Origin of the sequence: Vibrio sp. D404a (genome assembly GCF_030248535.1) — a bacterium.
Classification (GTDB): domain Bacteria; phylum Pseudomonadota; class Gammaproteobacteria; order Enterobacterales; family Vibrionaceae; genus Vibrio.
In genome coordinates this window covers 1-21,323 of sequence record NZ_JAHGAJ010000032.1, presented here as the reverse complement: position 1 = coordinate 21,323, position 21,323 = coordinate 1, and the positions used below count along the sequence as shown (strand labels likewise).

Here is a 21,323-nt window from a genome sequence, read left to right as displayed (position 1 = left end):
CCCAATTGGGAGTCTTTTTTTGCCCTAAATTTCAATTGGTTAAATCTTATATATTAACAGTTTCTCAATTTGATTTAGGATTCACAAAAAACCGGTATCTATTGTAATTTAGAGAAAACATGCCATAATCAAGCGCAACTACACTAAGAAATGGATACGGGTAACGCTATGACTGGCAAGGTAGATTTCTCTTCTGTCCTAGAAAAATTCAATGAAGTGGGTAATGAAGTTTTAAAGGAACTTCGCGCTCACGGTGCATCTGTAAAAAAATCAAATGACCCTCGTAAGTATGGTGCACAGGAAGCAGCAACAATATTAGGTCGCTCTCTTCCTTGGCTTCGTGATAACTCGCGTCATATTGAGATTGCAGGTAACGGTCGTCGTTACTACAGCCTCGAAGATTTATGGTCATTGCGTGAAAATGGCGGCCTTCTATTTCAAAAGCCGGAAGGTCGCAAAGCGATAAAGAAGGTTGTTGCTAACTTTAAAGGCGGTGTTGGTAAGACAACGACCGTTCTTCACGAAGCGCACTTCATGGCAACATACAAAGGCATGAAGGTTCTGATTGTTGACCTAGACCCTCAAGCATCTACCACGTTCTGTATCTCAACTATGATCCCTGACTTGGATGTAGCTCATGAAGATACCATCGTTGACTCTCTGACAGTTGACGTTAAAGCCTGTGCAGATGTTTTCCGCAGCACCTACATTCCAGGTGTGGATTTCATCCCTGCAAACCTTTCGCTTCAAGCTCTGGATATGATGCTTTTGAATGCGGATGACGAGAACATTGATCAGATGGGTCCAATCCACAAACGTTTGGATGCTGTTCTTTCTCTGGTAGACGATCACTACGACCTAGTTCTTATCGACTGTCCACCAAATATGGGCATGGTTACAGCGAATGCGATCACTGCTGCAAACGCTATGACTCTGCCAGTACCACCTGCACTTTACGATGTAGGCTCGGCTATCCTGTTCAACAAAACGATTTCTCAATTCCTAGAGCAATCGGAGAAGGAACTAGACTACTTCAAGGTGCTGCTAACGAAACACCCAACTTCGGCTTCTTCTAAGCGTAATGAAACCCGTATTCGTCACATCTTCGGGGATTACGTTTACGGAGGTTCTATCGTTCAGACCACTGAGTTCGAGAAAGCCTCTGAAAACTTCACAACGGTATATGACATCAACCGCGAAATGACCACTAAGAAGGTTTATGAGCGTGCTATCGAAAGCCTAAATGAAGTCCACGAAGAAATGTTTGAAGACTACAAATCACTAATGGAAGTTAAGTAATGACCGACACAAAGAGAAACCAAGACCGAGCACACGCAGCGTCACCTATGTTGGCTGGCCTGAACAAAGGCAAGAGTGATGACAAGAGCAAAGATCGTCGCTCTGGTGCTTCATCAATTCCCGGTCTAATGGACAAGATAAACGAATCTCAGAAGCCAATTGAGGAAGAAAAAGCGCCAACGGTTGCTAACGAAGCCTCAAAAAGTGGCACCACGCATGGTGACAAAACTGAAAACGGAACCACGCATGGTGCCAAAAATGGCGAATCTGAAAATGGCGAATCTGAAAATGGCACCACGCATGGTGCCAAAAACAAGGTCGAAAAAAGTAAGCCAAAGAAAGCAGAAGGCTCAACAGAAATCAAAATGTCAGACATTACTCCTTGGGGTTTTGCTGACCGTCCAGAAGACGAGTTTGGTGATGACGAGGAATGGGCTGAGTTCGTTAACTCAATCAAATATGAAGGCGTAGACCAACCTGTTACTGTTCGTAAGAAGAAAAGCGGTAAAGGGTATGAGTTGATTTGTGGTCGTCGTCGTTTCTTGGCATCTAACGAAGTGGGTAATGAGACAATCCCATGTTTGATTCGTGCGCTAACTGACGTTGAAGCCGCAGCTCTACAAGATCGTGAAAACTCACAACGTAAAGACCTAAGTACCTACGCCAAAGCAATGTCATGGCAACACTTGCTCGATGCTGGCGTATTCGACAAGACAAGTCATTTGGCTGCTGCATTCAACGTTGACCGAAAGTACGTTAACAAGATTCTGGTTTACACTCGCATACCTAAAGAGGTTATGGAGTCCATTGTTGCTAAGAAAAACATCAGCATCACGTTGGCTCAAGAACTAGTTAACCAAACAAAAGAGTCAGATGATCAGCCTAAAGCAGTTGTGAAGAAGAACATCGAGGCTATCAAGGCATTTGCTCCTAAGATCTCAGAGGGTGGCATTACTCCCACTAAACTACGAGCGTTTATATCCAAGTACAAATCAAATGACGAGACTAAGGTTGAATCAGAAGGGTATAGCAAAGATTTAGGTATTGTTGGCGGTACTAGATACTTTACTGTTCGCAAGGATAGCAACGGTACACCAACTATTAGTATCTTGAAGGAAGCTAGAGAGCTAATGAGTGTCGAGGATATCGCGCAATTTATGGCAGAGCTTATTTCTGAAAATAAGAAAGGTTAATCGATAATGTACAGGCGCGAAAATGATGGTTTAGCGCCTATAATTTCGCTCTCAAAATGAAAATTGAGTTTGAGATTTTGCTTTTGGCGGGGGTCAGAATCGAACTGTGTGAGATCACATGAAGAATTTTAAGTTACAACGATAAATGTTAGCACTTAAAAATAAAACGCTCTCAGAATTGATTTGAGAGCGTTTTTCATTTTTGGGGATTTTAGAGATTTTGAGCGGCTTCAATGTGATTTTTAGTCTTTATCCGGTCATCAAAATTATTCATCAGTGTTTGACGAAATTCTTCCAACTGCAAAATTGCATCGTCAATCGCCTGATTCATTTCTACAACCTGAAAACTACTCACTTCTAATTTAGGCCCACATCGAGTTACGCTATTAAAAATTCGACTTGGGCTTCTTTCTTTTTCGATTAGTTCAACGAGTGGGGCAGGGATCGGAATACCTGTTAAGTCCACTTTCAATTTCATGGCATCAATTAGATGCTTTGAGTTCTCCATCTTTAACCTCTTCTATACCATTATCCAGATTTAGCGCAGCAACCGCTTTGTTGTTCTTTCTCGTCATCATACTTATTCGGCTTGTTTCGATAGCGTCATAAAATGCCTGAGAGAAGATAGGCCATTCATTAGAACCGCCCACTACATACTTTGAGCCTCTTTCACTTGGAAAATAGTAAGTTCCCGATGTGGAGTCTTCTTTTGTTAAGTAGCCATTCTTTACAAGCTTGTCTCTGACTTCTTCTTGAGGCATAGCTGAACCACAGCTCTTTCTCATTACAGTCTTACCAAGCTCTACACAACTATACTCTTTATTGAGAGGTGAAAGGGTCGATCCAGTTGTGCCTTTCTTTAATTGCTCCGTAGTGAATATTTTGAATCGGTCATCTGACTTAAGCAGGCAGTCTTGAAATAGCTTTCTCTCTTTATGGCAAGTCATAGCAAGACCGATGTTCTTCACTTCTATATAGGCTTTAGCAAATGCCAGAGTATCGGCAGTGTCGTGTCGTTTATTCTCTTCCACTTTATCCCTCCAGGTCTTCAAGTAGAGAGTCCAAATCTAGGTCGTCCTCATCTAATTCAATTTCGTCCAACTCATTCAATTCATCAGATTCAGGCTCTGGCTCTTTGTCTTCTTTATCTTTTAAGAAAGTACCGTTATCTATCTTTTCGAGAAGTTCAGTAAAGGCATCTTGAGGTTCAGGTTCTAGCGCTTTCATGGCGTCAAATTCAGCCTGTGCTTCTGCAACTTCTCTTTGAAATTCTGGACACTCGCTTATTGGCCGTTTAGGTTTTTCCTCTTCTATATCTATGTCTTCAACTAAAGAAGCCATTTCATCTGAACGAGCCTCGTCTACCACCTCATCGTCATGTCTCTCTCTAAGACGATCATCTAGGCGTGTATCAAATTCATCGAGTTGTTCATCAAGATTAGGTGTCTCTTCTTCAATTACAGGTTCAGGAGACACTTCTTTGGCAGGGGATAGTTCATCTACATCGGAAGTAATGAGCAAAGCAAAATCTATTTCTTGGTCGTTTGCCGACATCAGCGCATCTAAAACCTCAGAAGTACGCTTATCTACTTCTTTGGCATAGAACTTAGTGAGGGGAGAAGACAAAAGTGCCTTGTTTTTCGCTGCGTGGCGTAAGATTTGAATCGCTTTGCTCATGATAAGTCTCTTTGTGTAGTCAGTGTTTAACTATATTAAGAGACTTAACGTGGGGTTTCGGGTCTGGTGAAGCGTAAAACCAGTGTTAGATTTGGAAGGTATCGATGCGTGGAGTCTCGCAAAGACCTAAAAAGTTGGCTAAAGAGACGGTCGCGACTACGTGTTTCACCAGATCACCGGCATTTTCTTCACCGATTTGCTCTTTTGCCTCTATATATAGAGAGACAAGGGCGTTCTCATCAAGAAAACGGAGTGGTTTGGCGTATATATCGGACTTCTCCAAAATGGAAAAGTGACAGTGTGACTTTATATCGGGGATATCTGATAGGTATTTCATGGTGTTACCGCTGTTCTGGATTAGCGCAGGGTAACACCAGTATAGAAAAGGTCAAATTAATCGAGCTTAGAAACCTTATCTCGTAGAATTTGAACCTCATGCTGAATACGCAAAACTTCCCTTTTAGACATTTGAAGTTTCTTATCTGCTTCTTCAACAATGCTTTGGTAGCTATCAGCAGACTTTTTTGCCCCTTTCATACGTCCATATTGGTAAGCAAGTTGGGTAGCGAATGCCCCATGAATTGCTAACAGAACTGGGTGAACAGAGGTGAATGCCAATATTAAAAATACAACCACCTGACCAATGTAAACTAACCTTAGTTTTTGAATAGGAGTCATTAGCAGCCCTGTCCATCTTCTGGTGATTTGTCATCACGTTCTGATACAAAGCGAGGATGTCTTAGGCTCCCGTCTTTTGTTTCTTCGTGCGCGTGTACCTGTATTACTTTTCCAACTAACTCATGACCGTTCGGTTCGACAGTGTGCTCGAATACCTGATTGTCCTTTTTGGTTGTGTAAGTAACAGGTTCATCGTGATAGTTAGCCCAATGTTGAGCACGTTGCTCTATCGACCAGCCACCACCGATACGAACTTCAACTACATTGCCTTTCGAGTTTTTGTAGTCACATATTGCCGCACCCATTAGGTGTTCAAACTCTTTTCCTTCTTCACCCGGTACTAGATCTTTAACTACTAAGTCCACATCAATAAGACCTTTCATTTTTAACCAAGCTTTAGAACGTTTACCTTCCCAAAGGAAAGGCCATCAGAAGGTTTAATGATCAGACCTTCTTTTCCAGAGGCGTGAACTCGCTTGAAGTATTCGCGGCAATGTTCTTCGCTAGCCATCATCTTGGTTTCAACAAGCTTCAAACGAGGGAAGTTATCCGAATTTTCAGGAGAGAAGATTTTGTTTAGAACCTCTCGACGTTTTTTGTAGGAATGCTTCGACTTACGGTTATCGAACTCTTCTTGCCATAGTATGTCGATGACCTTGAACATCATCGTTTTACTACCGCCTTTACGACGAGCCCCACCAACAGAATCATTAAAGCAGTCATTCGCTTCAACCATTTCACCGTCTATTACTACTTTCTTATCAGAACAAGTTAGACCCCAGTGATAACGGAACTGCCTCATCAACTGATAAGCCTGTTCTTTTGGCTCTGCATCACCAAACAAAGGAAGACCGTTTCGAGATACGAACTCACATTCTTTATTTTCTAGGCAGAAACCGCGAACGCCATCTTCTTTTACTTCTGCATAGACTGGATATGTCAGTTCATGGCAGTAGTCATCAAACGAATGAGCCAACATTGGCTTAAAGACATAGATGGCATTTGGAATTGCTTTGTTGACCGATGATTCTGAGAAGCCAGCTTTTAGACTGCACTTTATGATCCGAGTCAGCAGCTCAGAAGATTTGGGACTCAGTTCATTTAGCTCCTGTGCCACAGCTTCTTGTGCTTTCTTGCCCGTTAAAGTTCTATCGCGCAGATCTTTTAAAATGCGAATAGTTGTGGCATTAAACTGACGGCCACCTTCGTTACTCTCATATTTTGGTATTTTTTGAATACCAAAAGTAATGAAGGGATCTAAGGCATTGCCAACTAGTGTTCGAAAGAGACGGTCTTCTTTCCAGTAGTCGCCAATTAAAACTTCTTTTTCCTTTTTGGAAGTTACTGCTGCTATATCTTCTACTTTGTCCAAAACAGCATCGGACATTAGTTCTTGGGTCATCGAGATTCTCTTAGGTAACGTTTTGCGAATTGAATTGGGTCCTCATCAAAACGAGGTTTGATAAGAACAGGCTTTGATTCTTCTTTTACTGCATGAGTAATGACGGCTGACATGTCTGCGCCAATCATTTCGTCATCGAGGTTGGGAGTAGGTTTTGCAATCTTGATAGGAGTAGGGCGTTTGTGACGAACAACTGGTCGTTCTTCGGGAGCTTTGATTCGCTCCTTTCTTTTCACATAGTAGATAGACTCGCCTTTTTTCTTTTCTTCTTCGCGCATCTTGAATGCTTGGCATTCACCACGACGTAAAGCAGCCTGACAATCAGGGAAAGACTCTCCGATTCTCTTCTCTTCAACGGCTATTAAGAAGTGAACGCAGATCGAATAGTGGCATCTTCTATTAAGAGCACCGCAGCCTAAGATGTATGTGTTGTCGGCAGAAGATGAAAAGTTTGCGCCACTAAGTTTTTCATGTCGTTTTACGCCCATAGTCCCCAATCCTTGTGTTTAGTTTTTGGTATAGAGACTGTTGGTTCATCGTTGAGCGCTATAGAGACAGCACCTTTTGCCATATCAGCTTCGATCTCACACGTCAGTTCAGAAAAGACATCCGATGATTTTGAGAAAGGCAAACACGAACCCTTAATTCGAGAAACAAGACCTCCAAGCGTATCGACCGAGTAGATTGTCATTTCATGCTTAGAGTAGTCTTTGGCTTCGCGCTTTCTTTCTTCTGATTTCAAAATCCCTTTGGCCAACATAGGATTTTTAAAGGTATCAATCTTCAATTGACCCTTTGTATTGACCTTACCCCAACGTCTAATGAGATAAGATTGAGCTTTAGTGCCGCAGTCAATAAGCACAAAGTCATAATCTTTTGTGCCAGCTGCGTGCAGAAATTTCTTATGCGTTATGGAGAAGGTGGTTCCCATAATGATTCCTCTTTGTGCATGTTAAGTCACTTGTGACTTATTGCTAATATAAGAAAGACAACTCGGGGATACAATGAAGCAAAAGGGCTTCCGAAGAAGCCTTTCTATTACGTTATCTCATTAAACTAAGCCGCATTTTGGCCATTGTTGTTGAAGTGACTGACTCAGAACGATAATAGGCAAGTCGAACCTCTTCTTTACTTACTTCATTTGGGTCTTTGTCTTTTGGCAGTTTTGCCACTCTTACGTTGAAACCAAAACCCTTTACTTCTAGTGCTACCTTACAAGCTGCGTTGAGAGCTGACGCCTCACCATCCCACATGATCGTGATGCTTTTTAACCCTTGTTGCTTTAGCTCAAGTAGCTGAGAGAGTTGGCATCCTTTTACGCCTTTCATTGAAAGTGTTTTACCAAAGGACCCAACAACACCGACTTCCTGCAGTGATGGGTCTTCTTCAAAGGCGATTAGAACCGCAGCTACGTCAAATGCACCTTCTGCAATGACGATGTTTTCAACACCAACTACGTTATGGCCGTTATAGAGGAACTTACCTGTGCCGGCTAATCCTGGTGGGAACAGATACTTCTTATCTGCTAGTTGAGTAATGTCTCGACCTTGAAAGGTGACTAGATTACCTTCCAAGTCGAAGACCGGAATGATGACTCGGTTATCGTAAATCTGATACCGCTCTTTGCTATCGAGTAGATAATCAAATCGTCCTCTTTTGCAGTAACGCCAGCCAAGATACTCGGTTATCTCTGCGCTAATGGCACGTTCTGTTAGATAGCGTAGATTTTTGCCTTTAATGGGAAGTGCGTAAGAAGAGGGGAGTGCCACCTTTGTTTCTAGGTTTACTTGTCGAGTTCTTCTCTTGCGAGGCGCCCAACCTGATACCTCGAGATAGTTTTCTATCTCTTTGAATGCAGCGGTACCAGAACCTAGATAATGTTTGGCGAAAGTGAAGATGTTATATCCGGGTTCTCCAACGCATGATCCATGAAAACAGTTTCCAAGTCCCATTCCATTATCAAGACCGATATAGACTTTCCATTCAGCACCCCCACATCGGGGGCACTCCTTTATGTTTGCTTGAACGCCAGAACTACCATGTGTTATTCGCATATCTACACCTAAGTGAGATAAGAAGTCTTCCACATCGACTTGATCTAGCAGCTCTTTAATTTTGCTATTGTGAGCCATCGCCTTTCCATACTTTGTGTAGCCATAAGAAAGTGAACAGACAGACGCAAAGCATTAGTAGCCTTACATCTCTGTAGCTTCCTGCGACAGACCCGATACCGATTAACAAAAGTTGAGTGGTTAGTGACGCCACTATTACTCTTAAAGTTCGTTTGTGGTCTCGCATGTTGTCTCTTTGTGTGTAAGTCACCTGTGACTTACTTTTTTTTCATTTAGCAAATATCCAATACGCCATCGATAAAGCTCATCTTATCTAGGCTTTGTCTGATTCTGATTGAGAACTCACCTGCTTGGTTACGCGATGCAGCAAAGTACAATCGAGCCTCGCCTTTATCTCGTTCTTCGTCAGTACGGTTGATCGAGATAACAAGGTCGGCAATTCGAATCTTGTTGAAGTCTTCTGCCACATCTTCTGCTTTAGCAGTAGTGTTTTTGAAACCAGAACGGTTAGTTTGAGTAGCGGTAAGAACAGCAGCATCTTCGGCTTGAGCGATCGCACGCAATCCAAGCCAAACTTGTTTACTGTTTTCGGTTTCACTTTGAGTCATAAAGTCAGGTGCCATGATGTCGGCATAGTCAGTGATGATTAGATCAAACTTAATACCTTCACTACGATACCTTTCAATAACACGGCGCAGCTCTTTGCATGTGAGAGTACCGGACTGGAACTCACAAATGCGAAACTCACCTGCATGTGACGCTTTCTCTAATACCTTATCACGAACTTTGTGCATACTCGATTCTAGATCGCCCATGCTCGTTTTCGTGATGTTCGCATCAAGACGATCTGCAATGATGGTGTGCGCTACTTCGAGCGTGGCATAAAGAACGTTGAAGCCTTGTAATGAGATTCTGGCACCAATGTCGCCAAGACCCATCGACTTACCTTTCTTTGCACCACCCATGATCGCAGTAAGTTCTTTTCGACCAAGACCTTTGTGATAAAGAAGGTTATCTATCTTCTTCACACCAGTTGGTATACCGGTTGGCTTGATTAAGCCGCTCGCTTTCTCTTTACGAACTTCGGTACGCTCATCGATGTGCTCCCAATAGTTAATCTCTTCATAACTTCGCGTTACACCAATATTGAAAGCGCGATTGAATCGGCTCTCAATTTAGTCATAGTCTCCACGTTCTGCCATATCAATAGCGGAGTGGATTGCTTTCATGATCTCTTGTTTCTTGGCAAAGTCAGCGACCTTTTCTAAAACGAACTCACGATTAGAAAGGCTAGATGACAAAATTCTACGTAGGTCTTTGACTAACTCGCGACATTCATCATCTGTGATTACGTTCTTGTTTGCCGCATCTGAAATTATCTCTGACCATATCCCAGGCTCGGAGGTAGGTAGCTGGCCGTAGTTGTCAAAGTGACGAATAGCCAAGCCAACTATCTGCGCTTCTGTGAAACGTTCAAAGTGATGAGGCTTTACCATACCGTCAATACGGCGCATAAACTTCTCATCTCTAATCATCAGAGCAGCGATCTTGGTTTGAAAGTCCTCAGAGAACTCAAACGGTGGATCTTCTGGTTCAGGCCGAATCACTGGTGCCGGTGTTGATTTGGGTTTCCCCGTCATTGCAGCGCCAATATCTTCTGCCACTGACTCTTCGGTAGCTACTGGTGGTTTAGGTTTGCTCTTTGCAGCGATATTCGCACGTATCTTTGCTATCGCATCTGGCTCTCTATCCATAGCGAGCCTCCGTTACGCGGTCACTTCGCGGAAACCAACCATAGAGCTTTTGAAGATGGTGAAAGGGTTAGGCTCACCGTCGTCTACGGTAATAGTGAAGGCATCATATTGCTTTATTGTGCCAATAATAGCCTGACCGTTTACAAAGCTGAAATGCACATTAACGCCTCTCTTCAAAAGATCGAGCAATTTAGCGTCATGACCTTTGATGTTGTTCTGCTTACGCTCTTTGCTGCCGTAATTTTTCTCAGTCTAATTATTGTGGTGACGATTGTTACGCTTGTACTTATCCATATTTACCTTCTCTTTGTGTGTAAAAATCACATCACAACTGTAAGTAATCGGTGACTAAACTATTCAGACAAAATTTTTGCCCGGGTAACGAACTGCGCTGTATCTGCTTCATGAGCGATATACGATGCGCTCTTTGATACGGGTGTTCAACGTTGTTTTCGATTTTGTAGAAGTCATCAGTGGCAACCAATAGGTTAACCTGCTTCCACTCAGTCCATCTGGTCAGGATAAACTCCACCATTGATATGGCTGACCAAGTTTCAGAGTCTTCTTTTACCGCCTCCGAATAGAGATGTGATGGTTTTGGAGGATATGGCCAACAACATAGGTCTGCATATTCCATAGCTCGATGACACCAAAACTCATAGGGTATGCCATGAGAGTCAGCTGCCTTACGCGCTTTCCATAAACCGGTGATAGTGGCTTTAGATTCGAGCAGGAGATCATCCTTTTTCAAAATCTTCGCATTAGTCCCGATGTACAAGTCAACCTGCTTCTTAAGCGCTGATTGCATAGCTTTAACACAAGCAGCAGCGAAAGTGCGAGTTGCGGTAAGCGGGTGCATCATGCGGTAGTCCCACCATTTAGTTCGATACAACTCAGACTCACCGGATAGTAAGTCAGGGTTTGCGAACATAATTGCTTGATAGTCTAGTTCCGCCTTATCCATCATATAAGTCAGTAGTGAATGAATAACGACATCTTATAGCTGAGAATCAGGGAATGAAAGCTTGTTAGATCTCAATACCGACATGAGGATTAGGAGAGGGAGAATTGAACGCTCAGTATATAAATATATTTAAGAGATCTTAAATATATTTATATACTGAACGACGGAAAGTCCCTCGCCAAGTCCTAGTGACAAATAAGTTAAAAAAAGTTGCAAAGCCTCTAGCTTACCATTAAATTAAGTCACTTATGACTTATTCATATAGTTAGCTTGCACTTACACTACACACACAGCACAAAGAGAAACATGAATAGGACACTTGATCTGTCCCAACCTGAGAGGGTTAGATATGTCCGGTTCAGCACTAAGCTTGAAGAGTCAATGGTAGAGCTTGGTAAGAGAATCCGACATGCAAGGGAATATCGGGGGTTCACACAAGCGAAAATGGCAACAGAGATAGGGATTGCTCGCCAGACATATGTTGATATCGAGAAAGGGAAGTCTCGACCTCATATCGACACTATCTACAAGATAGCTTTCTAAACAAACCGTAGTCTTGAGTGGCTCATGACGTTTGAGAAGAAGGAATGCGGAACATTGTGTGGACTAACAGAGATAAGGATTAACTTGCTTACGGGAAAAATTGAAAAAACCTGAGTAGTTCACAAAAATTTATTAAGTCATCAGTGACTAATACAAAGAGAAAAAAATGGCACTACCACATATCATCCTATCAATGCTTTGCGAAACAGAAGCAGCAGGATACGACATCACTAAGAAGTTCTCCGGTCTAGACGGCACCTACTGGCAAGCAAGCCATCAACAGGTATACCGCGAGATGGGTAAAATGGAAAAGCAGGGCTTAATGAGTCATCACCTGGTTCCACAATCAGGAAAGCCCGATCGCAAAGTCTACACCATCACAAAAGAAGGTCTTATTCGCTTGAAAGAGTGGATTGATACTGACACTTCTTTGCCAATTCTTCGTGACGAGATTACTTCAAAAATTACCGCAGCCGATATCTCTGATATACCAAACGTGATCTCTGACTTGGATAACATCATCGATACATCTGGCAAGAAATTAGATGCTATACACGGCTTCGATACAAAAACTGATTTAACTCGCTGCTCTCCATTCGAGAAAGCCAAGCACAAGATCTGCATCAATCGTACTCGCGGCCATTGGAAAGAGATCTTAGATTGGGCTGAAAGTTCAAAGCACCAGCTAACCCAATTTGTATAAGAATAACTAGATGAAGGCTTGCAGCAATGTGAGCCTTTTTTGAGGTCTTATGTATTACATTCTTGTTGGCAAAAACCCTGTTGCCATACCTAAAGAGCAATTCTTAGAGTGGGGCAGGTGGTTTGAACTTCAACCTCGTCACCTTGCTCTCGACATTCTTCCTCCCAAGCGACCACTTCGCAAAGGGAACCCAAACATGCTTAGAAAGATCAATCGAATCCGCCAGCAAGAGGTTCGGATAAGCACTGTCTTCCTCGGTCTAGATCACAACCATTTTGGAACAGACAAACCTATTGTCTTTGAAACTATGATTTTCGGTGGCAAATGGGATGACTACCAAAGACGCTACACAACGGCTGAGGAAGCGACCGAATCACACAATTTTTTGGTCAAACTACACAAGGAGAAACCATGAGTGAAAATGATGAAAGAGCACTCCCCGGAACTGGCCCACTATCCATGTCACAAGTGAATGTCGAACTTGGTCATGACTCAGATGACACCATTTCATTGAACCAATCTGATGTTCGCCAACTAGCAGGAAAACCAAGTGGAGCAATAGCGTTTTCAGACTTAAGAGGCAAGAGTTCAAATTTACTTCAAACAACAATGGTTGGTAGAACTTACGATAATGGTCAATGTGGAGGACCTGGTGGTCACGGGGTTATATACTCCGGGTTCACTAGATACACGGATAACGTAGCTTGGAAAAACCTTGGTTCGATGGGTAAAAATACCTTTACTGATCCAGCAGGTCGTGCCAGAACAATTTACGGAATAATGGTACACAAGTCAGCGCCTGCCAATATGTGTGGTGGTGCTAATGTGGTTTTCTACGTTCAGCTTAACCAGATAAAGTCAAACAGTGGTTGGACTAAGATAACGGTACAAGGTATCGACCCACCTTCTGACAATGATGATGGTAATCTTAATATAAGACATGAATACGCAAGAACCAGCATGACACACAGAACAGGAACCCATAGTGGTCGAGCTGTGGATGAGTGGTATGTAAGTTTGACACCAGGCGATCGTTTGGTAGGAAACTTTGACATAACGCTTGAATAACAAGTAATAAAAGCCTTTGATTTGAGTCCCTTTTTTTGCTTCAATGGCTTTGAAAAGGAATGGGTATAACGCAAGATTTTTGAAGGATCGCATTATACCCATTATGTAAAACTAAGATCATTTTTTGATCAGCAGTTTCATATAAAAAGCCGTATCTCTTGATACGGCTTTTTGTTCCTATCTTTATTCTATGGTCACTTCCCAACTACCTACAAGACCATCTTCTTTCGTCAATTCTTTTTCCCAACGATCAACTTTACTGTTGTAAATAATCTCAGTTGAAAACGTCATAGCGGTTCTTGTGAAAACATATTTTTTAGTATTATTATTGGAGTCAGTGCCTTGTATTGTTAGCTTGGTCCAACCACTGTTTGACTTTATCTGGTTAAGCTCTAGTCGCATGTTCATTGGAGCGTGTTCACACGCTGCGCCGGAGTTCGTCGATTTATTCATGGTACAAGCGATAATTGTTCTCGTTCTACCAGCTGAATCTTTAAAAGTATTTTTGCCGATTGAACCGAGTGGTGACCAAGGAATATCAGTACGGTCATAACGAATATACCCAGTCCATAGACTCCCTACAGGTGCATTAGGGTTACCACAGTTATCATTTTTAATATCTCCAACTAAGTTCGTTTGCAACAGAGAAGAACTTTTGCCTCGTAAATCCGCAAATGAAATAGGGCCTGATGGTTTACCAGCCAATGCTCGAACGTCAGCTTGACCAAGTGATATTGGTCGGTTACTAGTGTGACCAAGCTCTACGTTAACTTGAGACATAGATAGCGCGCCAGAATCAGGTAACTTTCTCTCGCTATCATTAAAATTTTGATCTAAACTTTGATTTTCGACACTTTCATTATCATTTAATTCTTGGATCATAGTGATACACAGTCATTAAATCCTTATATTTCATAAACTTAGCTATCTAACATAATGGGTATAATGCGAAGTTGCGCAAGCCAAAAACATATACAAACTAGTTCACAAAAAAGCAAAAAAGCCCTCATTTATGAGAGCTTTTGCGTAGTTGGTTTTTAACTATAAATTGCCGAAAGTCACTTCACTTTCATCATCAGGATTACCATAATCTGGCTTACCATCAACTAAGTCATCACCATCTGAACCATCAATCGGATCTTCTGGCTTTACCCCTTCTAGCGGTACATAAGGGTGAAATTGAAGGTAGTCGAGTTGATAGAAAGCAATATGGAGCTTGTTAAAATGTCCAGTGAGTGTTGTATATGGCAGAACTGTTTCAAACACATCATCCGAAGTATTAGTCTTTAGGAAGTCAGCATACTCTAACGTGAGCTTCTCTTGAAGGCTTTCAAATTCGGTCTTACTACATTCTTTAATGTAGATTGGTCTGTAATAGGATTGGATGAAGTCTTCGTAACCGCAGTCTTCAATGTTATGACAAAAATTATGGTCTTTATAGACAGTATTTACACCCCCCGATAAAAATCACTTCTTTGTCAGCCAACGAATCTGGATGTATATCATCCGCATAGGCACAGTGAGCAGTTACTTTGCCATCCCTTTTCTTCATTTGATTTTGTACTACATCATTATAGTAATCCATGAAATCAGCTTCGGTCTCATAGAAGTTTTCATCTGATAATGTCCAAAGAGTATGATGCGGTAACTCATTAAATTCGTTACCCTTTGTATATTCAGTAGTATATTGACGTCCTACTCGTTTAGTAAGTTCTGATTTTACTACTGTTTCAATTTGATCTTTATACACCACAGTTACTTCATCAAAGCAATCCATAGTCATTCTAACGAGTGCTACATAGCTATAAAATGGATAGGAGTAAAGCTGATATCGAAAAGGTTCTGGAGAGACAATATGCCTTTTAATCAAGTTAATTAGAATATCAAGATCAAAATAATCAGAGTCTTGGTAAATGGAAAACTCAAACAACACCTTATCTTTGCTTTTTACTGTAACTGTATCGTACTCTTCATTTTCGTTTGTGTATGTCAATGCGCAGTAATCTGGATTGTTTATACACCAAGTATTACCTACTAATGTAGGTTTATGTTTGTACATGTTGTCATATACAAGCTCATACATTGCCATAGATATTGAGTCAGTATAAAAAATGCTGTCATCATAGCTTTGGTAAGAACCAAACACTTTTGAATACATCCAGTCTTTTCTTTTCATGCTCTCAATTTGAATCTTATTTTTGCCTATCATAGTTACCTAAGTCAGTCATGACTTAACATAAAGCGCCCCAAAAAGCGCAAATTCTTAACACTCAACGGTGTCTTCTTTAGTGCCCAACTCAAACCACTCGATGTCATTGAAGGCAAGCTTCATAACACACGTATGGCCTGTAAGCGTTTCGTAAGGAATTTCTTTCTCGAACACTACTGTCTTGCCGTTCTCTTCAACATGAGCGATGTAAGATGTGGCAATCACATTTTTGACTCGAGCATATTCGGCATCCGAGCACTCTTTGATGTTGATGCTTAGATCGTAGAGATATTGGTTAATATTCAGAACTGGGGGTAATTCTGGATCGTTGAACGCTGATGGAGCCATCTTGTGCGCAAAACAGCAGTAGGCTGGAATCTCAGCATTTTGGTCTAACATGCTTGTATTAATACAATCTCGAAAATAGACCTCAGCTTGTGCATCTGTTTCATAGAGCCTAGACAAGTGCATACCGTAATCAGGCGTACCGACAACAGCACCTACTTCACTGGTATAGCTCGTTTTATCAATCACGACTTCTTTACCACCATATGTAATCTTCAACTTAGCATCACGGCTATCCGGGGCTCGACTCAAAAGGTAGGAAATTGAATCTCCGTTATAGAATGCGACTGATAGGCGCTCATCTTTTGGAAATGCTCGCTTTGCTGCCTCAGTAAAGAACATAAGGTCGTTCTCTCCATAAGGTACAAAGTTGAAATGTGGTTCTAAAAAGTTGTCGTCAGCATCAAAGAACTCAACCTTTACTTCTTCACTACCATCGTAATACGCATAGAGCATTGTGTTTTGATAGCCCGTGACAAACACATTGCCACTAATCGAGGTGATTTAGCCGTAAGGTTTCCTGCATTAGCGTGGAGGTCAATTAGAGCAGAGCCTCGTTCAGTTGTAGAACCCTCTGCTTCGACATTTTCACCACTAATAATGTCATAGGTAAAACCAAAATATGGTGTATGCGGTAATGGTGTTTGCAGTGTTAGCCGATCAACTTTGCAAGTTGGTTCCGTATCAGACATTTGACTTCTCTATTGCTATTAAGTCACCACTAACTTAACAACATTTAGTGCCCTTGTCGGGCGCTAAATTGTGAAGAAAATTATGTAGAAGGATTGTCGATGGAAGACTGGTATTCTTCTTCGCAGGTATGACAAATGCAGACAAAAGACATGAACGGAGAGCATGAGGTAGAATCGCGGTTTGATGGGCCCAAATACCCTACTTCATCAAACTCAATCTCTTGTTAGCACTTATTACATATGTACGTCTGGGCCATAGTAGTTCTCCTTTTTCTTTGCTGCCTTTAGACGCTTGGTGTAAAGCTCATCAAGCATCTTGTCTTTGTAGGCTTCATCAAGATCGTTCGTGTCCATCTTGGTTAACTTCTCTAGCTGCTTAACAAGCATTCGAGTAGCTAACCGTTCTCCTACTACTGACCACGACATTCGTTTGAATAGAGCCTGCATCAGAAGAGGCGCTAAATAGAGTTGATCCCGATGAACTGAACAAGATAAGGCAAACGGTCGGGATAATGCGAGATGAGAAGTCTCTATTTGAAGCCAATACTATCTACAAGTTCAAGAATGGCATTCATCACTATGACTGCAAGAAAGGTCTATGGGGAACGTCATCAACAGACAAGAAAAGAGCCAAAGAAGAAGCTACACACTACTTCTGGCAATACCATAAAGATGGTGAATACAGTTAAAGCCATTGTTGCAGACGCTAATGATGGAGATAGGTTAAGACCACTTGCGGAGAGCCTGTTAATGCGGCGGACACACTTGATGTCATCTAACGAATAAGGCACCGCAGTCGCGTAAGTCATCATGGCCACGACAAAAACGAACTTGTCGATAAGTAGGCCGAATGTAGAGCGGCAGTCCAAAGCCAATCACTATTAGTTTAGCGGATCTTTGACAGCCTGGGGGAATCCATGTAGCCGCATTAAGGTGTGAGCGGCGCTTGCCTATACTTTGAGTGAAACGAAAACGGCAAGCGTTGCGAATCACTCTTAAATGCTTATATGGACTCCCCGTTTCAACAAAAAGAACGATAGATATTCGCGTGCTTATATACGAGCTACTATTGAGGAGCTACCTCTGCTCAATGATAATTTCGGCTGTCAGGGTACAATGCTTGTTAGCGAGCTTTTCCTCTTCCGACTATTCTGTATCACCTAACTTTTATCTTACGCTTCATTTTGTCAAACTGTCAGAGCATAGATGCTCTATACTCCGTATCAGATTTAAGCATAGCAAAAGCGGTACGGACTGTTTTATTTGCCAACGCGACCGCTGCACATTTTTTACCTCTACGTACTACTAATGCTTGCAGCCACTGCTCTTTCTTTGTTTTAGCGTCGCGTTTTACGACTTGCTGAACCACAGCCATCGCGCCAGTAATTAATAGACTGCGCAACGATGAGTTTTTCCGTTTATCAATATGTCCCAACTTCGCTTTACCACCAGAAGAATGTTGGAGTGGTGTTAAGCCAATACAAGCAGAAACATCTTTTCCCTTTTTAAACTGACCAAGTTCTCCTGATGCCAAAGCAATGTATAAATGAATTGCGTTTAACTTCCCGATACCTTCAATCTTCATTAACTTTCGGCATTCTTGGATTGACCTTATCCATTGATCAAGGGAATGATCATAAGTATCAATTGCTTCGCACAAAACCAAATATAAGTCGAGTGACACTTTCAGCATATGTCTAAAATCAACTGTTAGCTCATTGCCCGCGTCTTCCAAAATCAGCTCTATCGATTGGGTAAAGCCTTGATGGTTTCTCGAAACTGGAAGATTAAACTCCCTCATCAATCCTATTAATTGATTTTTTAATGCCGTCCGTTGTTTAACAGCTTGTTCTCGTAATTTCAGCATTGATTGCGCTTGCTGTTGGCTATTCGTCTTACCAGAAACGAAAGTTACTTCAGGTAACTGTGAGGCTTGAATGATCGCTAAAGCGTCATTCTTATCTGTTTTTTGATTCTGACGAACCGCTTTAACCAAACGAGAGGAAATTAACTTCGAAGTGTGGCCTAAAGATGTGGCAATTTGGTTCCAATAGTTAGAGCTTGCACAAGCTTCAAACACCACCAGAGAGGGGGACAGATTACTGAGATAAGCGCTGAATTGTTTCGGTGTCATTTCTCGATTAGATTGCACCTTTTTATCTGCGTAAACGCAAACTTGGATAACCTTAGCGGCTAGATCAACGCCAATAATGATATTTTTCATAATCAGACTCCCGTGTTACTTCCTATTTAAAGATAGGCGGATTGGGGGTGGGGAGTCCAATCATCTTGTTAAGCGTACTTTTCGCTATACATTAATACAGCTTCCCGTGGGGATTGCCTCTAAACGTTCTCCGAGTACTCCTTTTAGCAGACCATAAGCCTTCTTACCTGTGCAGTGCCCTGTATACAGTTTATCAATGGGGTATTGTAACAATGCGCGACCAAGGTCTTTGATGTCTTGCTTAGTCCCACCGATACTATCGAATAGTGGCAACCCAACTAGGTGAAAGCCCCCAACGACTGCTTTAACTCTCTCACTCGGAAAATAGCTAACAGCAGTGTCAACCATATTAAGAACTCCACTATGAGCACAACCAGTAAATATAACTAAACCGTCGTGCTCTTTTATCACTAGTAGTAATTCATGGTCAAATGTATCGGATTCCCATCCATTTTGAGATTGCGTATATAGATACCGGTTTCCTTTTGGCTTTTCGTGTTTGGTACTTATATCAGTAATAACAAATACATTCGGCGCAATTTCAGTTGTTTGGTTAACGAATACAAGCCGCTCATAGCTGTCTTTTAGTAAACCTGTATTGATACCAACATCATTTTTGAAGCCACAAGCACGAAAATAGTAGTTTTTTTCTTCGCAATCTTTCAAAAACACGTTGGCTTTAGAATTGTGAGAAACAAAATCTACAGCACCATTACAGTGATCATGGTGCCGATGCGATATAACCGCAATATCAACGCGTTCGATATCAACACCTAGTAGAGGCGCATTTTGACAAAACGTATCTCCTCCACCCATATCAAATAGTATATTCAATGATTCAGTTTCAATATGTAATGATAACCCACGCTCAACAGCCAAATCTTGCCTACCGTCCAGCCGAGTGTTATCCACTAATGTTGTTATTTTCATAGTTTCCTTTAGACATCGGTTCCGATGTGTACGCTTAACGCCTTGCTAGGTGTGAGCAACGCAATACCGAAGCTACCGCAAACCACCTTAAACACAGAACGCAACGCATAGCAAAAATGCCAAGCGTTGCGAATTACTCTTAAACAGATTGTTATATTTAAACTACCTGCTTGGAATAGCTGTTTCTGTCTATATCGACAACCTCTACCGTTAAAGAAGCACCGACTAACTGGATTGATTTCAGCTTAGACATAACACTATTAGACAAAAGTAACTTGTCCTGCTCGCTGCGCCCGGAAAGCATACGTAGAGTTACATGAATAAAGTTCTCTTTGTTAGAGCCCGTTTGATAATTTTCATATGCGATACTTCTAACCTTTATATCGCTACCATCTGGCTCAAACAAATTCGACTCTAGAGCCCCCATAAACACCTTCTGATTCAACTCTACTGGCTCGATAGGTGATGAATGTTCAATAATACAATGAGGCAAAACTTGCTCCTTAAATATAACGCTCTATATACGTGTGGTTGTCTCGCTTAATCTCGTTGAAATCGCTCCCAGATGATCGACTTGAGATGGACACCTTCAAAGCCAAGTTGATGCTTGTGAAAGATATCCTCTGTCCATGTTGGTAGGTTCATCGAAGAATGGCTTTATCAAGATCAAAGATAGACTCATCACCGCCCATGTCATCGGTTTGTTCAATCTCGATAACGTTCTGACGTTCAGGGTTCTTGTTGATAGTGAAGTTCAGGGCCACAATCTTACGACCGCTCTTAACTGGCACATAACTCACAAGCAGATCGGTGCTTTCGTTAATCTCTTTCACACACGGGTCAATAACCTTTGAGCGCAGCAGCTTAAACGCATCATAGCTCTTACTGAGCATTAGACGATCACGAATGAAATCTAGCTCTAGCAAGCGCGTACCGATGCTCTCGTACTGTTTCAGAAGCTCATAGATACGAAACGAATGCTTGAGATTGAGTGCTACGATGTTCTCGATACCGTAGGAAGTGAAGTTCTTCTGCAGGTTAACTAGGTATGGGCGTAAATCTTCATTGAGCTTGATGGCCACCAATCCTTCAGGATGTTGAGCACGAGCTGTAACCCAGTTGATATCGAGCTTTGTACCGTCCTCTTGGTGAATCCAAACCTTCTCATCACGAAGACTGTTCACGGTTTCACGCAGAGCGCGGTAACTAGAGTCAGTGTTGATCTCGAATACCTTCGCGTACTCAGGTGGAGATATCTCGAACACAAGGTTATGTTCTGTCAGGTTCTTCACTCGACTAAGAGCAAACAAGATCAACCGACGTTCTTGAAGCTTAAGGTTGAAGGACGCTTCGATGAGGCTATTTGATTGAGTAATTTTATGATAATGCGTTTTCATCGATCAATCAGATTAAGGGTTATATTGCATACTATTGATCGGTTTTTCTAAAAGGTCAAACGCCGGAAAACTTTTATACCATAAACGCGATCTCGGGTGTGTTTTTGAAATTAAAGGCTTAATTTTCAGCAACTTAGAAGAAAAACCCCAGAAAGGTAACAGCAAATCTTTAT

General features: G+C 41.8%; 30 protein-coding genes. 7 read left to right on the top strand and 23 right to left on the bottom strand.

Annotated elements, in window-relative coordinates; translation table 11 throughout:
- Window positions 1-168 precede the first annotated feature (168 nt).
- Together KI655_RS18565 and KI655_RS18560 are read left to right on the top strand one after the other, a co-directional pair.
- A complete protein-coding gene (locus tag KI655_RS18565) occupies window positions 169-1,299 on the top strand; it encodes an AAA family ATPase (protein ID WP_285407812.1) in 1,131 nt (376 codons plus the stop codon).
- Window positions 1,299-2,492, top strand: coding sequence for a ParB/RepB/Spo0J family partition protein (locus tag KI655_RS18560; RefSeq protein ID WP_285407810.1), 1,194 nt, complete (start codon window positions 1,299-1,301; stop codon window positions 2,490-2,492). Before KI655_RS18565 ends, KI655_RS18560 begins: the two co-directional genes overlap by 1 nt.
- A 211-nt stretch (window positions 2,493-2,703) precedes the next feature.
- On the opposite strand, the gene KI655_RS18555 is transcribed toward KI655_RS18560, so the two are convergent.
- From KI655_RS18555 to KI655_RS18490, 14 genes are all read right to left on the bottom strand, one after another.
- On the bottom strand, window positions 2,704-3,000 hold the full coding sequence (locus tag KI655_RS18555; protein ID WP_285407808.1) for a hypothetical protein: 297 nt from the start codon (window positions 2,998-3,000) through the stop codon (window positions 2,704-2,706).
- A complete protein-coding gene (locus tag KI655_RS18550; RefSeq protein WP_285407807.1) occupies window positions 2,975-3,523 on the bottom strand; it encodes a hypothetical protein in 549 nt (182 codons plus the stop codon). Before KI655_RS18550 ends, KI655_RS18555 begins: the two co-directional genes overlap by 26 nt.
- Window position 3,524: 1 nt before the next feature.
- Window positions 3,525-4,169, bottom strand: coding sequence for a hypothetical protein (locus KI655_RS18545; protein WP_285407806.1), 645 nt, complete (start codon window positions 4,167-4,169; stop codon window positions 3,525-3,527).
- Between the two features lie 85 nt (window positions 4,170-4,254).
- Window positions 4,255-4,506: a hypothetical protein gene (locus tag KI655_RS18540; protein WP_285407805.1), complete on the bottom strand. Its 252-nt coding sequence runs from the start codon at window positions 4,504-4,506 to the stop codon at window positions 4,255-4,257.
- A 56-nt stretch (window positions 4,507-4,562) separates the two neighbouring features.
- On the bottom strand, window positions 4,563-4,847 hold the full coding sequence (locus tag KI655_RS18535; RefSeq protein ID WP_285407804.1) for a hypothetical protein: 285 nt from the start codon (window positions 4,845-4,847) through the stop codon (window positions 4,563-4,565).
- Window positions 4,847-5,230 (bottom strand): hypothetical protein, encoded by a 384-nt coding sequence (locus KI655_RS18530; protein ID WP_285407802.1) that lies wholly within the window; start codon window positions 5,228-5,230, stop codon window positions 4,847-4,849. The genes KI655_RS18535 and KI655_RS18530 overlap by 1 nt, the downstream gene beginning before the upstream one ends.
- 2 nt (window positions 5,231-5,232) lie before the next feature.
- Window positions 5,233-6,249 (bottom strand): RNA ligase family protein, encoded by a 1,017-nt coding sequence (locus KI655_RS18525; protein WP_285407800.1) that lies wholly within the window; start codon window positions 6,247-6,249, stop codon window positions 5,233-5,235.
- The gene (locus KI655_RS18520) at window positions 6,246-6,737 is read right to left on the bottom strand and encodes a hypothetical protein (RefSeq protein WP_285407798.1); all 492 of its coding nucleotides are present in this window, start codon (window positions 6,735-6,737) and stop codon (window positions 6,246-6,248) included. The genes KI655_RS18525 and KI655_RS18520 overlap by 4 nt, the downstream gene beginning before the upstream one ends.
- Complete coding sequence (locus KI655_RS18515; RefSeq protein ID WP_285407797.1) at window positions 6,728-7,180, bottom strand: WGR domain-containing protein; 453 nt, start codon at window positions 7,178-7,180, stop codon at window positions 6,728-6,730. The genes KI655_RS18520 and KI655_RS18515 overlap by 10 nt, the downstream gene beginning before the upstream one ends.
- Window positions 7,181-7,292: 112 nt before the next feature.
- Window positions 7,293-8,381, bottom strand: a complete 1,089-nt coding sequence (locus KI655_RS18510; protein WP_285407795.1) for a toprim domain-containing protein — start codon at window positions 8,379-8,381, stop codon at window positions 7,293-7,295.
- A gap of 212 nt (window positions 8,382-8,593) precedes the next feature.
- Window positions 8,594-9,361 (bottom strand): DnaB-like helicase C-terminal domain-containing protein, encoded by a 768-nt coding sequence (locus KI655_RS18505; RefSeq protein ID WP_373417589.1) that lies wholly within the window; start codon window positions 9,359-9,361, stop codon window positions 8,594-8,596.
- A 135-nt stretch (window positions 9,362-9,496) separates the two neighbouring features.
- Window positions 9,497-10,075, bottom strand: a complete 579-nt coding sequence (locus KI655_RS18500) for a hypothetical protein (RefSeq protein WP_285407793.1) — start codon at window positions 10,073-10,075, stop codon at window positions 9,497-9,499.
- Between the two features lie 12 nt (window positions 10,076-10,087).
- Window positions 10,088-10,234: a hypothetical protein gene (locus KI655_RS18495; RefSeq protein WP_373417285.1), complete on the bottom strand. Its 147-nt coding sequence runs from the start codon at window positions 10,232-10,234 to the stop codon at window positions 10,088-10,090.
- Between the two features lie 166 nt (window positions 10,235-10,400).
- Complete coding sequence (locus KI655_RS18490) at window positions 10,401-11,039, bottom strand: hypothetical protein (protein ID WP_285407791.1); 639 nt, start codon at window positions 11,037-11,039, stop codon at window positions 10,401-10,403.
- Between the two features lie 306 nt (window positions 11,040-11,345).
- On the opposite strand from KI655_RS18490, the gene KI655_RS24195 reads away from it, so the two are divergent.
- The 4 genes from KI655_RS24195 to KI655_RS18475 all read left to right on the top strand — a co-directional run bounded on the left by KI655_RS24195 (window position 11,346) and on the right by KI655_RS18475 (window position 13,353).
- On the top strand, window positions 11,346-11,582 hold the full coding sequence (locus KI655_RS24195) for a helix-turn-helix transcriptional regulator (protein ID WP_373417588.1): 237 nt from the start codon (window positions 11,346-11,348) through the stop codon (window positions 11,580-11,582).
- A gap of 166 nt (window positions 11,583-11,748) precedes the next feature.
- Window positions 11,749-12,285, top strand: coding sequence for a PadR family transcriptional regulator (locus KI655_RS18485; protein WP_285407790.1), 537 nt, complete (start codon window positions 11,749-11,751; stop codon window positions 12,283-12,285).
- A 49-nt stretch (window positions 12,286-12,334) separates the two neighbouring features.
- Window positions 12,335-12,700, top strand: a complete 366-nt coding sequence (locus KI655_RS18480) for a hypothetical protein (RefSeq protein ID WP_285407789.1) — start codon at window positions 12,335-12,337, stop codon at window positions 12,698-12,700.
- A complete protein-coding gene (locus tag KI655_RS18475; protein WP_285407788.1) occupies window positions 12,697-13,353 on the top strand; it encodes a hypothetical protein in 657 nt (218 codons plus the stop codon). The genes KI655_RS18480 and KI655_RS18475 overlap by 4 nt, the downstream gene beginning before the upstream one ends.
- Before the next feature lie 183 nt (window positions 13,354-13,536).
- Here KI655_RS18475 and KI655_RS18470 read toward each other — a convergent pair whose 3' ends face one another.
- The 5 genes from KI655_RS18470 to KI655_RS18450 all read right to left on the bottom strand — a co-directional run bounded on the left by KI655_RS18470 (window position 13,537) and on the right by KI655_RS18450 (window position 17,025).
- On the bottom strand, window positions 13,537-14,235 hold the full coding sequence (locus tag KI655_RS18470) for a hypothetical protein (RefSeq protein WP_285407786.1): 699 nt from the start codon (window positions 14,233-14,235) through the stop codon (window positions 13,537-13,539).
- 159 nt (window positions 14,236-14,394) lie between these two features.
- Window positions 14,395-14,619: a hypothetical protein gene (locus KI655_RS18465; protein WP_285407784.1), complete on the bottom strand. Its 225-nt coding sequence runs from the start codon at window positions 14,617-14,619 to the stop codon at window positions 14,395-14,397.
- Window positions 14,620-14,788: 169 nt separating this feature from the next.
- Window positions 14,789-15,529, bottom strand: a complete 741-nt coding sequence (locus KI655_RS18460) for a hypothetical protein (protein ID WP_285407783.1) — start codon at window positions 15,527-15,529, stop codon at window positions 14,789-14,791.
- 87 nt (window positions 15,530-15,616) lie between these two features.
- Window positions 15,617-16,390, bottom strand: coding sequence for a hypothetical protein (locus KI655_RS18455; protein WP_285407781.1), 774 nt, complete (start codon window positions 16,388-16,390; stop codon window positions 15,617-15,619).
- 443 nt (window positions 16,391-16,833) lie between these two features.
- Entirely contained in the window at window positions 16,834-17,025 is a 192-nt protein-coding gene (locus tag KI655_RS18450; RefSeq protein ID WP_285407779.1) for a hypothetical protein, read from the bottom strand.
- 86 nt (window positions 17,026-17,111) lie between these two features.
- On the opposite strand from KI655_RS18450, the gene KI655_RS18445 reads away from it, so the two are divergent.
- The gene (locus KI655_RS18445; protein WP_285407777.1) at window positions 17,112-17,288 is read left to right on the top strand and encodes a hypothetical protein; all 177 of its coding nucleotides are present in this window, start codon (window positions 17,112-17,114) and stop codon (window positions 17,286-17,288) included.
- A gap of 506 nt (window positions 17,289-17,794) precedes the next feature.
- On the opposite strand, the gene KI655_RS18440 is transcribed toward KI655_RS18445, so the two are convergent.
- From KI655_RS18440 to KI655_RS18420, 4 genes are all read right to left on the bottom strand, one after another.
- Window positions 17,795-18,823 carry an IS110 family transposase gene (locus KI655_RS18440; protein WP_285407775.1) on the bottom strand — a complete coding sequence of 343 codons (1,029 nt, stop codon included), beginning with the start codon at window positions 18,821-18,823 and terminating at the stop codon, window positions 17,795-17,797.
- A gap of 84 nt (window positions 18,824-18,907) precedes the next feature.
- Complete coding sequence (locus tag KI655_RS18435) at window positions 18,908-19,753, bottom strand: MBL fold metallo-hydrolase (protein WP_285407773.1); 846 nt, start codon at window positions 19,751-19,753, stop codon at window positions 18,908-18,910.
- Window positions 19,754-19,910: 157 nt separating this feature from the next.
- Complete coding sequence (locus KI655_RS18425; RefSeq protein WP_285407771.1) at window positions 19,911-20,246, bottom strand: 5-carboxymethyl-2-hydroxymuconate Delta-isomerase; 336 nt, start codon at window positions 20,244-20,246, stop codon at window positions 19,911-19,913.
- 148 nt (window positions 20,247-20,394) lie between these two features.
- Window positions 20,395-21,150, bottom strand: coding sequence for a replication initiation protein (locus KI655_RS18420; RefSeq protein ID WP_285407769.1), 756 nt, complete (start codon window positions 21,148-21,150; stop codon window positions 20,395-20,397).
- Between the last annotated feature and the right edge of the window lie 173 nt (window positions 21,151-21,323).

Coding starts and splice junctions, on each gene's coding strand:
- KI655_RS18565 (WP_285407812.1), top strand. CDS start 169: ATGACTGGCAAGGTAGATTTCTCTTCTGTCCTAGAAAAATTCAATGAA.
- KI655_RS18560 (WP_285407810.1), top strand. CDS start 1,299: ATGACCGACACAAAGAGAAACCAAGACCGAGCACACGCAGCGTCACCT.
- KI655_RS18555 (WP_285407808.1), bottom strand. CDS start 3,000: ATGGAGAACTCAAAGCATCTAATTGATGCCATGAAATTGAAAGTGGAC.
- KI655_RS18545 (WP_285407806.1), bottom strand. CDS start 4,169: ATGAGCAAAGCGATTCAAATCTTACGCCACGCAGCGAAAAACAAGGCA.
- KI655_RS18540 (WP_285407805.1), bottom strand. CDS start 4,506: ATGAAATACCTATCAGATATCCCCGATATAAAGTCACACTGTCACTTT.
- KI655_RS18535 (WP_285407804.1), bottom strand. CDS start 4,847: ATGACTCCTATTCAAAAACTAAGGTTAGTTTACATTGGTCAGGTGGTT.
- KI655_RS18530 (WP_285407802.1), bottom strand. CDS start 5,230: ATGAAAGGTCTTATTGATGTGGACTTAGTAGTTAAAGATCTAGTACCG.
- KI655_RS18525 (WP_285407800.1), bottom strand. CDS start 6,249: ATGACCCAAGAACTAATGTCCGATGCTGTTTTGGACAAAGTAGAAGAT.
- KI655_RS18520 (WP_285407798.1), bottom strand. CDS start 6,737: ATGGGCGTAAAACGACATGAAAAACTTAGTGGCGCAAACTTTTCATCT.
- KI655_RS18515 (WP_285407797.1), bottom strand. CDS start 7,180: ATGGGAACCACCTTCTCCATAACGCATAAGAAATTTCTGCACGCAGCT.
- KI655_RS18510 (WP_285407795.1), bottom strand. CDS start 8,381: ATGGCTCACAATAGCAAAATTAAAGAGCTGCTAGATCAAGTCGATGTG.
- KI655_RS18500 (WP_285407793.1), bottom strand. CDS start 10,075: ATGGATAGAGAGCCAGATGCGATAGCAAAGATACGTGCGAATATCGCT.
- KI655_RS18490 (WP_285407791.1), bottom strand. CDS start 11,039: ATGGATAAGGCGGAACTAGACTATCAAGCAATTATGTTCGCAAACCCT.
- KI655_RS24195 (WP_373417588.1), top strand. CDS start 11,346: ATGAATAGGACACTTGATCTGTCCCAACCTGAGAGGGTTAGATATGTC.
- KI655_RS18485 (WP_285407790.1), top strand. CDS start 11,749: ATGGCACTACCACATATCATCCTATCAATGCTTTGCGAAACAGAAGCA.
- KI655_RS18480 (WP_285407789.1), top strand. CDS start 12,335: ATGTATTACATTCTTGTTGGCAAAAACCCTGTTGCCATACCTAAAGAG.
- KI655_RS18475 (WP_285407788.1), top strand. CDS start 12,697: ATGAGTGAAAATGATGAAAGAGCACTCCCCGGAACTGGCCCACTATCC.
- KI655_RS18470 (WP_285407786.1), bottom strand. CDS start 14,235: ATGATCCAAGAATTAAATGATAATGAAAGTGTCGAAAATCAAAGTTTA.
- KI655_RS18460 (WP_285407783.1), bottom strand. CDS start 15,529: ATGAAAAGAAAAGACTGGATGTATTCAAAAGTGTTTGGTTCTTACCAA.
- KI655_RS18450 (WP_285407779.1), bottom strand. CDS start 17,025: ATGTCGTGGTCAGTAGTAGGAGAACGGTTAGCTACTCGAATGCTTGTT.
- KI655_RS18445 (WP_285407777.1), top strand. CDS start 17,112: ATGCGAGATGAGAAGTCTCTATTTGAAGCCAATACTATCTACAAGTTC.
- KI655_RS18440 (WP_285407775.1), bottom strand. CDS start 18,823: ATGAAAAATATCATTATTGGCGTTGATCTAGCCGCTAAGGTTATCCAA.
- KI655_RS18435 (WP_285407773.1), bottom strand. CDS start 19,753: ATGAAAATAACAACATTAGTGGATAACACTCGGCTGGACGGTAGGCAA.
- KI655_RS18420 (WP_285407769.1), bottom strand. CDS start 21,150: ATGAAAACGCATTATCATAAAATTACTCAATCAAATAGCCTCATCGAA.